The sequence below is a fragment of the Micromonospora sp. NPDC023814 genome (assembly GCF_040639595.1).
GTDB lineage: Bacteria > Actinomycetota > Actinomycetes > Mycobacteriales > Micromonosporaceae > Micromonospora.
The window spans coordinates 16,146-31,102 of record NZ_JBFAAF010000023.1; the positions used below are offsets into that span (position 1 = coordinate 16,146).

General features: G+C 74.0%; 9 protein-coding genes. 6 read left to right on the forward strand and 3 right to left on the reverse strand.

What is annotated here, in order from left to right:
- Positions 1-1,349: Hsp70 family protein (locus AB0G14_RS14910; protein ID WP_357697493.1), on the reverse strand; the 1,349-nt coding region annotated here is incomplete at its 3' end.
- Between the two features lie 156 nt (positions 1,350-1,505).
- On the opposite strand from AB0G14_RS14910, the gene AB0G14_RS14915 reads away from it, so the two are divergent.
- Entirely contained in the window at positions 1,506-2,171 is a 666-nt protein-coding gene (locus AB0G14_RS14915; RefSeq protein WP_357697495.1) for a response regulator transcription factor, read from the forward strand.
- Between the two features lie 4 nt (positions 2,172-2,175).
- The gene (locus AB0G14_RS14920; protein ID WP_357697497.1) at positions 2,176-4,551 is read left to right on the forward strand and encodes a hypothetical protein; all 2,376 of its coding nucleotides are present in this window, start codon (positions 2,176-2,178) and stop codon (positions 4,549-4,551) included.
- A gap of 39 nt (positions 4,552-4,590) precedes the next feature.
- Here the strand turns inward: AB0G14_RS14920 and AB0G14_RS14925 are convergent, their stop codons facing one another.
- Together AB0G14_RS14925 and AB0G14_RS14930 are read right to left on the reverse strand one after the other, a co-directional pair.
- Positions 4,591-5,679, reverse strand: coding sequence for an ATP-binding protein (locus tag AB0G14_RS14925; RefSeq protein ID WP_357697499.1), 1,089 nt, complete (start codon positions 5,677-5,679; stop codon positions 4,591-4,593).
- An 86-nt stretch (positions 5,680-5,765) separates the two neighbouring features.
- A complete protein-coding gene (locus AB0G14_RS14930) occupies positions 5,766-6,314 on the reverse strand; it encodes a sigma-70 family RNA polymerase sigma factor (RefSeq protein ID WP_357697501.1) in 549 nt (182 codons plus the stop codon).
- Positions 6,315-6,491: 177 nt separating this feature from the next.
- Between AB0G14_RS14930 and AB0G14_RS14935 the strand changes: the two genes are divergently transcribed.
- The 4 genes from AB0G14_RS14935 (at position 6,492) to AB0G14_RS14950 (ending at position 14,936) form a co-directional block, all read left to right on the forward strand.
- On the forward strand, positions 6,492-8,054 hold the full coding sequence (locus AB0G14_RS14935; protein ID WP_357697503.1) for a galactosyltransferase-related protein: 1,563 nt from the start codon (positions 6,492-6,494) through the stop codon (positions 8,052-8,054).
- Between the two features lie 84 nt (positions 8,055-8,138).
- A complete protein-coding gene (locus tag AB0G14_RS14940; RefSeq protein ID WP_357697505.1) occupies positions 8,139-9,407 on the forward strand; it encodes a hypothetical protein in 1,269 nt (422 codons plus the stop codon).
- On the forward strand, positions 9,404-11,311 hold the full coding sequence (locus AB0G14_RS14945) for a hypothetical protein (RefSeq protein ID WP_357697507.1): 1,908 nt from the start codon (positions 9,404-9,406) through the stop codon (positions 11,309-11,311). The genes AB0G14_RS14940 and AB0G14_RS14945 overlap by 4 nt, the downstream gene beginning before the upstream one ends.
- Positions 11,312-11,441: 130 nt before the next feature.
- A complete protein-coding gene (locus AB0G14_RS14950) occupies positions 11,442-14,936 on the forward strand; it encodes an AAA family ATPase (protein WP_357697509.1) in 3,495 nt (1,164 codons plus the stop codon).
- Positions 14,937-14,957: the final 21 nt, after the last annotated feature.

The window sequence follows — 14,957 nt, forward strand, 5'->3', positions numbered from 1 at the left end:
GTGGTGGCCGGCGTGCCGCTGTCATGTCCGGCCGCTGTGGGTGCAGTGCCGGTCAGGACCGCGGTGGTGGCCGGCGTGCCGCTGTCATGTCCGGCCGCTGTGGGTGCAGTGCCGGTCAGGACCGCGGTGGTGGCCGGCGTGCCGCTGTCATGTCCGGCGGCCGTGGGTGCAGCGCCGGTCGGGATCGCGGTGGTGGCCGGCGCTGCGCGCTTGGACCGTCGGGGCGCTTGGGCGCCTTGTGCCGTGTGGATGTCGGTGCTGAGCATCGCGGCACCCAGCGCGACCGCGTGTTTCGGATGGGTGTTGATCATGATCGGCCGCCGCAGTGTGTCCCGCAGCAATTGGGTGACCAGGGGGATCTGGGACGATCCGCCGACCAGCAGCACGGCGGTGAGGTCCTGCAGGGTGATGCCGGCGGCGGTCAGGGTCCGCCGGAACGTCTCCATGGTGGTCTCCACGGACGACGTGATCATCTGCTCGAACGCTTTCCGAGTCACGGTCACGTGCCGGGCCGAGCCGGGTAGCGGCACGGTGATGTCCGCCTGCTCGCGGGTGGACAGCGCCTCCTTCGCGTGCATGCAGTCGCGTTGCAGGGTGGCCAGGATCGAGGCGGTGCCGGGATCGTTCGGGTCCAGCGCGGTGATCGCACCGTCCAGCTGGCGGTCGACGTGGTCCATGATCGCCTGGTCGAAGTCGGCGCCGCCGAGCCATTCGATGCCCTCAGGGGTGCCGATGATCTCCAGGCCGTCTCGGCCGTTGCGCACCACCGCGCTGTCGAATGTGCCCCCGCCCAGGTCGTAGACCGCGAGCAGACCATCCGGGGGCAGCGGCTGGGTGGAGCAGTAGTAGGTGGCCGCGGCCACCGGCTCCGTGGTGGTGATGACGGTCGGGCCGTCCGCCCCGGCCACGGACCCCGGCTCGGCCTGCGGGCGGGGCAGGCCGGCCAGGTGCGGGATGGCGGCGAACTGTTCACGCCGGTACGGGCCCCACACCGCCGGGTGGGTCAGCACGATCCGGTCGGGCGGGCCGCCCTGCACCTGGCTGACGGTGTCCACCACGGATCGGAGCTGGGCGGCCATCAGGGCGGTGGGGGAGTACGGTGCCCCGTCCAGGATCACCGGGGTGGGGTCACCGAGTCGGCGCTTGAACTCCCGCGCCGCCCGGCTCGGGTTCTGCAGGCCGAGGCGGTCGGCCGCCTCACCGGTCAGCAGCGCGCCCTTTTCGTCAACGCAGGCGACCGACGGGGTGACGACCGCCTGCCCAGCCAGCGGCGCCATGTCCAGGGCCCAGGCGGAGGCGGTCGCTGCGGCGGTGAAGCTGGTACCCAGGTCGATACCTACCCCGTACATACTTAGTTTCCCCTCGCCGATCCCACAGCCGCTACGATGCTGGATGTCATAGTTGACATACGTAGGCGACCTCGAAGCAGATCACAACGAGCCATCACGATACGCCGCCGATTTCGGGTGTAACAATTCGTCGGCGTTGACATCGGGAGGCGAGCTATGGACGTTGCGGTGGCCGACGACGGCGCGCTGTTTCGAGAGGGGTTGCAACTGCTGCTGTCCGCCGCGGGGCACGAGGTGGTTGGCTGCGTGGAGGACGGCGACCGGCTGCTGGAGTTGATGGCCCGTACCCCGGTCGACGTGGCCATCATGGACATCCGGATGCCGCCGGGTGCGGACGGCGGACTGGACACCGCCCAGCGGGTACGGGCGAGGTTCCCCGACGTCGGGCTGCTGCTGCTGTCCCAGCACGCCGAGGCGCACTACCTGTTCCGGCTGCTGGAGATCGGCACCGAGCGGATCGGGTATCGGCTCAAGGACCAGGTGGCCGGGGTGGCCGTGCTCGCCGACACGCTGGTGCGCATCGCCGCCGGTGAGATCGTGATCGAGCCGGTGCTGGCCGCCAACCTGGTGGACCGGCCGAGCCCCCCGGTGCGTAGCCTGCTGGCCGATCTCACCGAGCAGGAGCGTGCCGTGCTGCGACTCATGGCGGAAGGACGGTCGAACTCCGGGATCGCGGCCGAGCTGTTCCTGTCCGTCAAGACGGTCGAGAAGCGGATCGCCAGCATCTTCACCAAGCTGAACCTGCCGGCCGAGTCGGCAGCGCACCACCGCCGGGTCCTGGCGGTGCTCGCGTACACGCGCTCGAACCAGATGGCGGACTAGAGCCGTGCTTCGGGCCACCGGCGGCGAGCGGGCGCATCCGTCCCGTCCGGGCGGGTCGTTCAGCGCCCTGGTCCAGCTGGCGTCCTCGGGTGCGCTGCCCGCGCCGGCCGGGCCGCAGGACCCGCTGGGCGGGTACCGGCCGGTTCTGCGCACGCTGCTGCGGGAACTCGCCCAGGCGCACACGGCGCGCTATGCGGCCCTGTGGCTGCCGGCGGAGACGGCACCCGGCACCAGCGGCCCACCCTGGGCACCCGCCGTCGCCTGGCAGTCCCGGCGCTGGGGGCGGGGTGCGCTGCCGAACCCGGTAGCCGACCCGGACCTGCTGCTGGACGCGGCCGGGGTGGTCGCGACGGCGGACGTGACCGACGGCGGGGTCCGGTACGGGGTGCTGGTGCTGGCACACCCGGAGGATCCCCGGTATTCGCTGGCCGGGACGGCGTCGCTGGGCGAGACGGCGGTCTGCGTCGGCCTGCTGCTGCGCCAGGCCCGCCACCGCGCGGCGTGCATCGCCGTGCGGGCCCGGGTCGACCAGGCGGTACAGCGGGTCGGCGCGACCAGGCTGGAGCTGCTCACGGTGCAGGCGGTGGAGCGCGACCGGCTCGCCACCGCGGTGACCGCGACACCCGGCCGGCAGCTACAGGCGATCCTGGACCGCACCACGGACCTGCAGCGGGCGCTGCGCGCCGGCTCCCCGGAGGCCACGGCGATCGTCGGTGGCATCCGGGCCGGGCTGGGCGAGATGATCGAGCAGTTCCGGTCCGTCGTCCGTGGGGTGTACCCGCAGGTGCTGCGCAGTACCGGCGTGCGCGCGGCGCTGGAGGAGGTCACCGCGACGCTGCCCGTGCCGGTGGTGTTCAGCGGCGAACTGGGCCGACGCCAGGGCTGGGAGGTCGAGTCCGGGCTGTACCAGGCGGGCGCGTCCGCGGCGGCGGCGCTGGGCGCCAGCGGCGGCGAGCAGCCGCTGACCCTGGAACTGGGCCGGTCCGGCGGCGTGCTGACGATCCGCGCGCAGCGGGCCGGCACCGAGCCGGCCGAGGTCGCCGTGGCGCTGCGGGACGACTCCCGGCGGCTGGCCGCGCTGGGCGGCCGGCTGCGGGTGGAGCGGGCCGGCCGGGACGAGCCGACCGTGGTGGACATCCTGTTGCCGGAGCGGCTCGGCGGCGACTGGCCGGAGCCCGCGCCTACCGCCGAGCCGCAGTCGGCCGTGCCGCAGTCGGCCGTGCCGCAGCCGGGCGAGGCCGACGCCGCCGCACCCGAGCTGTTGGCCGGTGTTTCCGTGCGTCGCCTGCTGACCCTGCTCGTGACCAGCCGGGAGGCGTCGGTGGACAGCCCGCCGTTACGGGTCGCGGTCGACCGGCAGGACGGTAGGGCCAGGGTGGCGGTGGTCGGGGCCCCGGCGTCCGAACTGCTGTCGGCGCTGCGCGGGTCGGCCGGTACCGCCCGGTGGGAGCCACCGGCCGGGGTGGTCCCGCCGACCGGCTACCAGTACCAGCCGTACCCGCGGATCACGCTGGACCCGGCTCGCGGGGCACCACCGTGGCGGCCCGTCCGGCTGTCCGACTGGTCCGGTGCCGCGTGGCCGGGCGCGGCGGCCGGGGTGGAGCGGATCCTGGTGGAGGGGCCGGTGGACGCGCTGCGCGGGCTGCGGCTGCTGCACCACCGCGACGACGTCGACGCCGACCTCGCGGCCCGGCTGCGCCGCTGGACGGGAACTGCCGACGGGCCCCCCGACGCGGTCGTGCTGGTGCTGTCCGGGCCGCCCAGCGCGGCGGAGTCGGAGTTCCTGACCGCCCTGCCGTCGCCGTACGGGGAGGGGGTCCCTCCGGTGGTGATCTGCGCGCGGTGCGCGGGCACCGCCGCGACGGCCGGATCACCGCCGGAACCGGGGTCGACGTGCGACGCGGTCGTGGACTGGCGTGCGGCCCCGGACGGCGCCACCGAGGTCGAGGCGGCGCTGCGCACCCAGGTATGCGCCCGGACCGGGGTGCTGGCCGCCCGGTGGGCGCTGCGCGCACTGGTGGCCTGCCTGACCGCGGGGCAGTTGGACGACCAGTTCGCCCGGGCGGTGGAGGCGGCCGTCGCGGGCGCGCACGAGATACCCGAGCTGGACCTGTTGCAGGCGTTGCAGGGCGGGCGGATCCGGCTGCCGCGCGGGCACGACGACGCGGTGCGCCTGCTCGGCGCGCACGGTCCGGACGCGCGGTCCCGGTTCGGCCTGGCCGGTGACGCGGGCCCGGGGGAGGTGACCCGGGCCGCGAACCGGGCACTGGCGTTCTGGCGGGCCCAGGCCCTGACGCCGGACACGGGACTGGCCGGGCGCAGTGCGTGCGCGCTGCTGGTACGGACGTGCGAGCGGCTGCTCACCGGCGGCGTCGAGTGACCGGCGTGGGTGCGCGGTCGGCGGTGCCGGCGGGACGGCTCAGAGCGTCACGAGCCCGCTGACCCGGGTGCCGGTGGTCGGGCTCGACCGCACCGTCAGCGTGCCTTCGACCTGGGCCAGGCGGGCGGCGAGCTGGCGCAGCGGCATCCGGCCCTCGGTGTCGAAGCCCGGCCCGGTGTCGGCCACCTCGAAGCTGAGGCCCCGGCGGGAGGTACGTAGCGTCAACGTGACCGCGGCGCCCGGGGCGTGCTTGTGCGCGTTGCTGACCGCCTCCAGGCAGGCCAGGTAGACGGCGGCCTCCACCTCGGGCAGGAACCGATAACCGATCAGTTCCGGGTCGATGTCCAGGGTTACCGTGTCGAGCGCCTCCAGCCGGGCCGTCAACGCGGCCACCAGACCGTGGTCGGCCAACGGCGCCAGCAGGCCGGACGCGGTGGTGTGCAGCACCTCCTCGGTGCTGTCCAGCAGCTCCCGCAGCCGGGTGAGGTGCTGGCCCGCCTCGGCGGCGTTGCCGGCGTCGAGCTGGTGTTCCACCATGGCCAGTGACATCTGCAACGCGACCATGTGGTGCTGGGCGCCGTCGTGCAGGTCGCGCTCCAGTTGGTACCGCTGGTGTTCCATCTCGCCCGCGGCCCGCAGCCGGGTGTCGGCCAGCAGCAGGGTGCTCTCACCGATCAGCCGCTCGGCGCCGGCGGTGATCAGCTGGGCCTGGATGTCGCTGACCAGCAGGCGGGTCACCGCGTGCAGCTCGGGCCACCGGCGCAGCCGCTCGGCCGCCGCCGGCGGCTCGACCACGAGGTCGGCCAGGACCTGCGCACCGTCGCACAGCCGCACCGGCGTCGTCTCCGCCGCGGGTACCGCCGCCTCGGCGTCGGCGGCGGGCCAGCGGTACTCCTCGACCGTGTGTTCGGCCGGCGCGTCGGCGTCGTGGCCCGCCGGCAGGGGCAGCCACAGGGCGATGGTGACCGTGGTGGCCCCCAGGCACCCGCCCAGCGCCCGGGCCAGGGCTTCGGCCTGCACTCCCGGCAGCGGACGACCCGGCAGGCCGTGCACCGCGTCGATCACCCGGGCCACGTCGTCCGGCGGGCCCGGGGACGGCCCGTCGGTGTGCTGCGTCGAGCGGCGCATGCCCCTCACTGTAGGCGGCTCCGGTCGGGCCGGCTGGCCCGGCTCGCGCACCGCGACGGCCGTCCGCCACGGTCGCGTCCAGCGGCTCACGCGGCGCAGAGCAGGTGGCCGGAGGTCGCCTTGCGGGCCGCCCGCAGCGCGTAGTGCAACCGGCTCTTGACCGTGCCGACCGGCACCCCGAGCGTCGCGCTGATCTCGGCCGCGGTCCGGCCGTTCAGGTACGTCTCCACCAGCGCGGCCCGGTGTTCCGGCCACAGCCCGCGCAGCACCTGCTCGACCAGCAGGGAGTCCACCACGCCGGCCATCGGGTCCGCCGTGGACACCTCGGCGGCGTTCTCGATCTCCACCTCGGTCGGCCGGGCCTTCTTCATCCGGTACCCGTCCATCACCAGGTTGTGCACCACCCGGCGCAGCCAGCCCAGCACCGACCCCCGATCGGCGGTGAGCTGGTCCAGGTGCCGCCACGCCCGCAGGAACGCCTCCTGCACCACGTCCTCGGCGCGCCCGGTGTCGCCGTCGGTCAGCCGCTGCGCGTACCGCAGCAGCGGCTGCTGGTAGGTGTCCATCAGTTCACGGAGGCGGGAATCGCTCTCCAGCGCGTTGTTCTGCCGCCTGCTCTGTGCCCGTTCGCCCATGCCCAAGACAGTGCCGCCGCGGGCCGGTCGCTCGACATGGTGCGGCCCCTGTTCCTGGGGGGTGCCACCCCGCGGGTTGGGGAGGGTTATCCCTACGCCCCGCCCGGGACCTGCGGCTACGTCGCGCCGGGCGACGGCTCGCGGAACGCCCGGTGAACCCGACGGTGCCGTGGTGCCGTGACCCACGTGGACGCCCTCGCACCCGGCGGCGGTACGGGCAGGTGGCGCGTGGTCGTCCGGCACCGCCGCGACGACCGGTACCACGCCGGGCGGCGGCGGCCCGAGCGACGGCGCCGTGGCGCCCCGACCGAAGAGGTGGGCATGGAGGAGACGGACTTCCCGACGGTGGGCATCGGGGTCACGACGCACAACCGGGGCGTCGTGCTGCGTACCGCCCTGGAGGCGATCCGCAAGTACGCGCCGAGCGGCGCCGCGATCGTCGTGGTCGACGACGCCAGCGACGAGCCGGTGGAGGAGGCGACGTTCCGTTTCGACACCAACGTCGGTATCGCCCGGGCCAAGAACAAGTGTCTGGAGCTGCTGGTGGAGCGGGGCTGTACGCACCTGTTCCTGTTCGACGACGACTGCTGGCCGATTGTGGACGGCTGGGAACGGCCGTACATCGAGAGTTCCGAGCCGCATCTGATGTACATGTTCACCGACACCCCGATTGGCCGGCTGACCGACTCGATGGAGATCTACCGGGACGCGGAGCTCCGGGCGTACACCCATCCGCGCGGCTGCATGCTCTACCTGGAGCGGCGGGTGCTGGACCGGGTGGGCGGGTACGACACCCGGTACGGCCGGTGGGGGTACGAGCACCTGGACCTCTCCAACCGGATCTACAACGCCGGCCTGACCTCGTTCCGGTTCGCCGACGTGGTCGGCAGCGGAGACCTCATCTTCAGTTGCGACGAACGCACCAGGGTCGGCTCCAGCGTGTCCGACATCGAGCGCTTCACCCTGGTGCGCAATCTCAAGACCCGGTCGGAGGCCAGCTACACCTCGACCGAGTACCGCGAGTTCCGCACCGTCCCGGTCGGTGCGGCGGCGACGCGGAACGTGGTGCTGACCACGTACCTCACGGCGCAGGCCGACCCGCAGCGCGGCGTCGCCTGGAACCCGAACTACGCCGACCTGGCGGAGCTGAGCAGCTCCGTCGAGCGGCACGGGCAGCGGTTGGTGGTGCTGCACGACTGTTTCGACGACGTGCCGGACACCGACCTGGTCACGCACGTGCGCGTGACACCGGGCGGGGAAGGCGGGTCGCCATACTTCCACCGCTGGCTGTGCTGCTGGCGATACCTGCGCGAGCACCCCGAGATCGAGCAGGTGTGGTGCGTCGACGGCACCGACGTGGAGATGCTGCGCGATCCGTTCCCGGAGATGGACGACCGCCTGTACGTGGGCGACGAGCCGGCGCCGCTGTGCATCCCGTGGATGGTGTACCAGCACGGCGGCAGCGCCAAGCTGGTGCAGTTCCTGTCCGACAACCGGGGTGCCCAGCTGCTCAACGCCGGGCTCGTCGGCGGCCGACGGGAGACGGTGCTGGAGTTCTGCCGGGACCTGTTCGAGTTCTGCGTCACCAACGCCCGGGAGGCCGGCCCACTCGACATGGGGCCGTTCAACTACGTGGCCCGCACCTGGTACGCAGGGATGATCGTGCACGGCCGCCAGGTCAGCACGGAGTTCCGTAAGGAAGACCGGACCAGCACGGTGTCGTGGTGGCGACACAAGTAGGAGAATCCGGGCTGTGGCAGGCGTGAACCCTGCTGGCGCGCTGGGCGTGCCACAGATGAACCCTGGAACGGCGAAGGAGGGCGCGTGGACACGGACCTGGACGTGGCACCGGAGGTGACACGGGACGGCGAACCTGACGGTCAACGTGACGAGTCGATGCACGCGTTGCTGCTGCGGTTGGCCGGCTCGCTGCCGGACCGGGTGCTGACCGACGCGCGGGACGCGCTGGCCGCCGGCCGGCGGCTGGACGTCGTACAGGCGGTCGCCTTCGAGGCGGTCTCCCAGCCGCTGCAACTGGACGCCGACGAGATCGCGGCGCTGCGCGAGGAACTGGCGCTCAGCGACGGGGACCTCGACCTCGGGATGGCCCTGGAGGAGCTGCGCGGGGAGCGCCCGCCGGCACCGTGGCAGTTCCTGTCCGACCTGCCGACCACGCAGGAGGAGCTGGCGTCGATGGTGCTCCCGCAGGACCGCACCGCCGATCCGGTCGACTCCCTCGATCCGGTCGACCGGGCGTTGCTGGCCGCGGCGTCGGCGATGCCGGCGGTACGCGCGGTGTGGCGGGCGTGGCGGATGCCGTCCACCGCCCGCCCCTGGCAGGACCCGCTACGGGTGGTCGTGGTCAGCGTCGACGACGACATGGGCTCCCTTCCGGCCGCCAGCGCCGAGCTACGACAGGTCATGGTCGAGGCCGGGGACGACGAGGCCCAGGTGGAGGTCTGCTGGGCCGGGGTGGACGCGCCGTACTACCAGACCCTGGCCCGCTCGTCCGGCTCCCTGCTGTGGGCGGCGCGACCGCCCGCGCCGGTGACCACCGCCCGACTCTTCGACGGCGTCGATCCGGAACGCGGCCCGTGGTTCGCCACCAACCGGTCGGTGGTCTCCGATGCCGGGGAACGCGACGCCCTGCTCGCCGCACTGGGCGACGGGGTGGTCATCGCGTGGAGCAGCGCCGCGATGCCCGACATCCTGACCCCGGACCGGGGCGACGTGGTGCCGATGCACCTGCGTACCGACGGGACCTGGCTGTGGAGCGAGGCGGTCGGTTACTACCTGGAACACTACGGCCTGGCGCCGGACCCGCAGTTGGTCGCGCACCTGACCGGGGACGGGCCCGTCGAGCCCCTGGACGAGATTTCCGTGCACCGCGCCCTGGTGCACCTGTGCCGACCGGACGCCGAGGCGGTCGTCTGGTCGCCGTCCGGTGCCGACGACGACCCGGTGGCACCGGCTGACCCCCCCTCGTCCGACCTCCCGTCGCCCGACGGGCTGGCGCCGGCCCACCCGGAGCTGCCGGACGTGACACCCGAGGCAAGGCCGGAGGCCGGTACGCCCCGGCCGGTGTCGCCGTGACCGAAATGCTCGCCCTGCGGCAGCGGGCACCCCTGCCGTCGTCCTGGAAGGTGTCGCAGCAGGCCCAGGGCGAACCGGTCGGGAAGCACGTGGCGCGGTACCTGCGCCAGGCGTCGCAGGCGGTGGGCGCCGCCGTGGCGCGCATCCTGCCGGACGCCGGTGCGCGGGTGCCGGTGCTCGATCCGGGGCCGTGGGAGGCACCGGGATCGGTCACCCCCGGTCCGGCGGGTTGGTTCGCGCTCGCGGTCGAGGCCGGCCCGTCCGGCTTCCGGCTGGACGGCCGGCCGGTGGCCGCCGCCGACCTGGCCCGGGCGATCTGGCACTGCCCCCGCTGGCGCGGCCGGCCGGTGCTGCTGGTCACCCAGCGGTCCGCGTCGGCCGACGGGGTCGGACCGGTGCTGCACCAGCTCGCGGCCGACCTGGGGGCGCCGGTCTACGCCTCGGACTCCGGGATCCGCTTCACCTTCGGGCGCGCCTCCGCGAACGGGCTGTTCTGGTGCTGGCGTCCGGGCGGCGGGGACGAACCGGAGCCGGCGGGCAACGTGCTGCCCCCGCTGGGGCGGGTACGCGTCCGCCCCGCCCCGACCGGCCGGGTGCCCGTCCGCGACCGGCAGCCGCCGTCCCCGGTGCCGTCGTCCGCGACCACCGATCCGGGGACCGCCCCGTCGCCGGTTGACCCGGCGGACGCCCCGTCACCCGCTGCGGCACCCGAATCCGGGACCGATCTGCCCACGCCGGCGGCGTTCGAGGTGCAGAGCCTTGCGCTTCCGGTGATCGAGATGCCCCGGCCCGACCTCGGCGTCCAGCGCATGGCGTTGGCGGAATTCGACGTGCCCCTGCTGGAGCTGGACACCCGCCGGCCGCTGATCGCCGACCCGGATGCCGCCACCCCGACCGCGTCCGCCCCGACCGCGTCCGCCCCGACCGCGTCCGCCCCGACCGCGGCCACTTTGGCTGCGGTCACTTTGACTGCGGTCACGCCGGACACCACGGATGCGCCGGTGACCGCCCCGGACACCACGGATACGCCGGTGACCGCCCCGGACACCACGCAAACCCGGACAACCGGCCAGGAGGGCGCCAGTGCCCCGGCGCACGGCGCGGCCGTCGGTCCGCCGGCGTCACCCGCCAACCGGGGGGCGGCGTGGTTCGGGGTACGGGCCCGCACCGACGAGGCGGACCGGGAGCGGCTCCGTACCGTGCTGGGCTGGAAGTTCCAGGCCCACTCCCGGACAGTGGCCCGGGCGCTGTCGCTGCACCCGGGACTGCGCAGCGCGGTCGGCGCGCACGACGTGATGGCCGGGCTGGTCACGGTGCTGGCTCTGCTCGACGGGGTGGGCGAGCGGGTCAACGGCGCGCTGCGCGGTGGGGGTACGCCCGACGCGGACGTCCAGTTGCTGGCCCGGTGTGCCTGCGCCGGGCTGGAGCAACTGCCGGCCGTCGGGGGACCCGTCTTCGCTGCGCCACCCGCCGGCCTGGACGTCACCCGGTACCGCCCCGGGGAACTGCTGGTGGAGCCGGCGTTCACCACGGTGTCCTGCCACGCCGGCACCGAGGGCGACGCGGGCCGGTACGCGATCTGGTCGGCCACCGCGCGGCGGCTGGACCAACTGGGTATCGCGGACGGGGCGGGCGTACGGGCCGGGCGGGCCATGTTCGTCGCCGGTTCCCGTTTCGCGGTGCTCGGCATCGACGAGGGGCCGGACGGTGCGCCGTACGTACTGCTGCGGGAGATCGTCTCCGGGCACCGCGACGTCGGACTCGACGAGCGGGTGGCCGGCAAGCTGCGCGACGCGCTCGCCGCCCAGCCGCAGCGCGCGGCGCCCGCGCCGCTGCCGTGGCCCCTCGGCTTCGCGGCCGGCGACCGCCCGTTCGCCCTCGAACCCGGACCGGGCGGCGCGTGATGTACGAGGAGACGGTCCCCGGCCTCCTCCGGTCCGACCCCGGCGGCCCGGCCCGGCCCGGCCCGCCCCACGCCGGAACCATTTCCGGCGGCAACACCCCCGGCGGCGACAGTCAGCAAGGAGCGAACCCGTGACCACCAGCGTGCTGTCGGTGTCGGCCAGGGACACCGGATGCCTCACCGACATCTCCCGGGCACTGGAGTCGGCGGCGCCCGGCGACACCGTCGCGGTACGCCCCGGCGTGTACCGCGAGGCGCCGCTGTTCCGCCGGAACGTCGTGCTGGTCGCCGAGGACGGACCGGGCACCGTCACCATCGAGGTGCCCCCGGGCGGGGCCATCCTGGCCGCCGGGGGCGAGATCCTGATCCAGGACATCGCCATCCGGGGCGGCGACGAGCGGATGCCGCTGCTCCAGGTGGCGGCCGGCCGGGTCCGCCTCGAGGCGTGCACCGTCGATGCCACGGCGGCGGCCGCGATCCACGTACGCGGTGGCACCGTGGAGATGCGTGGCGGCACGATCGGCAACTCCGGCGGGGCGGGTGTCGTCCACGAGGCCGGCGCGGGCGAGTACACCCGCGTACGGCTCAACGGCATCGCCAAGTGCGCGATCATGACGGCCGGGTCGAGCGCCCCGGTGTTCCGGGACTGCACGTTCACCGGGGTCGCGGAGGCGGCGCTCCTGGCGGTGGGCGCGAGCGCCCCGCGCCTGGAGGACTGCCGCATCGACGAGGTCGGCCAGTACGCCGTCGTCGCGCAGCAGACCGCCCGGCCGCACCTGACCGGGACCACGGTGTCCGGTGGCGAGGTCGGGCTGCTCGTCAGCGACCGGGCAACCCCGGTGCTGGAGCGCTGCGAGATCCGGGACGCCCGGGTGCACGCCGTGGTGACCATGGGGCAGGCGGCGCCCGCGCTCTCCGACACGCGCGTCATCCGGGCCCGAGGCCACGGCCTCGACTGCCGGGACACCTCCGCGCCGACGCTGACCAACTGCGAGGTGCGCGACTGCGGCGCGGCCGGGGTGGTGGTCAACGGCACGGCGAAGCCGCACCTCACCGGCGGTGCCGTGGCGGACTGCGCCGACGCTGGCGTGTTCCTGACCGGCCGGTCGAGGGCGCGGCTGGACGGGGTCGGGGTACGTGACGTCCCCATCGGCGTGGCGATCGAGCAGGAAGCCGAACCGCAACTGCACAGCCTGACCATCGAGGGCGTCCGGTACGGCCTGCACGCGACCGGTGGAGCCGGCCGGTTCTCCAACGGCCAGGTCACCGGGGCGCGGACCGTCGGGGCGAAGCTCGCCGACAGCGCGTCCACCCTGCTGTCCAACTCCCGCATCACCGGCTGCCGGGTCGGCGTGGAGGTGGCCGGGAACGCCCGGCCGACCCTGTCCTCGATGGCCGTGGAGGAGTCGGGCGGGGCGGGCGTGCTGACCGGCGGCCCCAGCGCGACCACCCTGTCCCGCAGCCGGATCAGCAGCAGTCGTGGCCCGGGGATCCGGGCCGGTGCCGGCAGCTCCGTCACCGCGACGGACTGCGAGATCGTGGGTAACCAGGGCCCGGGTGTCGTGGTGGAGACCGACGCGCCGGTGCGGCTCCACGGCGGGGTGGTGCGCGGCAACGGCGGCGTCGCCGTGGACGCGCCGAGCCCGACCGCCGCGGTCGAGCTGTCCGGCGTGGACACCGGCCACAACGGACGCCCGGTCTCCCTCCCGCCCCCCGGGGCCGGGCGGCCGGAGCCAAAGGGGGCCGACGCCCCGAAGTCCGTTCCCGCCCCGCCCGGAGGCACCGGCTCGGACGTCGCCCCGCCGGGGAAGCCGTCCGGTGCCCGCCCGTCGGGCCCCGCGCCGTCCGACGTCGGGTCACCCGCTCCGGCGGTACCCGCCGCCGGCGGCCCCGGTGCCGGTGGTCCCGGTGCCGGTGGTCCCGGTGCCGATGGTTCCGGTGCTGGCACGCCGGGCGGCGGCGCGGAGGCGGAGGGCCCGGTGGCCGCGCTGCTACGTGAACTGGACGGGCTGGTCGGCCTGGCCGGCGTCAAGCACGAGGTGGCCACCCTGGTCGGGCTCAACCAGATCGCCAAGCGTCGCCGGGAGGCCGGGCTGCACGTACCGCCCATGTCCCGGCACCTGGTCTTCGCCGGGCCGCCCGGCACCGGTAAGACCACCGTGGCCCGCATCTTCGCCCGGATCCTGGCCACCCTCGGGGTGCTCTCCAGCGGGCAGCTGGTCGAGGTGTCCCGCAGTGACCTGGTCGCCGAGCACGTCGGCGGCACCGCGGTGAAGACCACGGCCCGCTTCGAGGAGGCCCTGGGCGGGGTGCTGTTCATCGACGAGGCGTACACGCTCTCGACCGGCGGGGGCGGTGGCGGCCACGACTTCGGTCGAGAGGCCATCGACACCCTGGTCAAGCTGATGGAGGACCACCGCGACGAGGTGGTCGTGGTGGTCGCCGGCTACACCCCGAACATGCGTACCTTCCTGGCCGCCAACCCGGGTCTGGAGTCCCGCTTCGCCCGTACCATCCAGTTCGACAGCTACGCCGACGACGAACTGGCCGAGATCGTCGAGCGGCTCTGCCGCGCCCACCACTACGCGCTGGAGTACGAGACCCGGCAGGCCCTGGTCCGCCACTTCAGCGACATGCCCCGCAACGAGACCTTCGGCAACGCCCGGGTGGCGCGGCAGATCTTCGAGGACATGCTGGGACGTCAGGCGTACCGGCTGTCGACCAACCCACAGGCCTCGGATCTCGACCTGGCCCGGCTGCTGCCGGAGGACCTGGGCGAACAGGCGGCCGCGCCGTCGGCGGCGGCCGGCGTGGCGCAGGCCGTGCAGGACCTGCTCGGCAAGCTGAACGCGATGGTCGGCCTGGACGCGGTCAAGCGCGAGGTGAGCGACGTCATCGACCTGATCGCCTCCACCGAGGCCCGGACCCGAGCCGGCCTGCCCGCGCCGACGATCTCCCGGCACATGGTCTTCGCCGGGGCGCCCGGCACCGGCAAGACCAGCGTGGCCCGACTGTACGGGCAGCTGCTCAACGCGATGGGTGTGCTACGCACCGGGCAGCTCGTCGAGGTCTCCCGGGCCGACATGGTCGGCGAGTACGTCGGGCACACCGCCGTCAAGACCACCGACGTGTTCAACCGGGCGCGCGGCGGCGTGCTCTTCATCGACGAGGCGTACGCGCTGGCCGGCCAGGGCAACGACTTCGGTCGGGAGGCCATCGACACGCTGGTGAAGCTGATGGAGGACCATCGGGACGACATCGTGGTGATCGTGGCCGGGTACACCGGGGACATGCGCCGGTTCCTGGCCAACAACGTGGGCCTGGCCTCCCGGTTCAGCCGGCAGGTCCCGTTCGAGTCGTACACCGCCTCGGAACTGGTGTCCATCGTGCAGACGCTGGCCCGGGACAGCGGCTTCGACTTCAGCAACGACTGCCTCCCGGTGCTGTCCGAGCACTTCGACAGCCTGACCCGGGACGAGAGCTTCGGCAACGGCCGGTACGCCCGCCAGCTGCTCGAACGCACCATCACCAAGCAGGCCAACCGGTTGCGCGGCACCGCCGCGCCGACCGTCGACGACATGCGCCAGTTGTTCGCCGCCGACGTGCGGGCAGCCCTGGCCGCCTGACCCGCCTCCGTGGCGACGAGA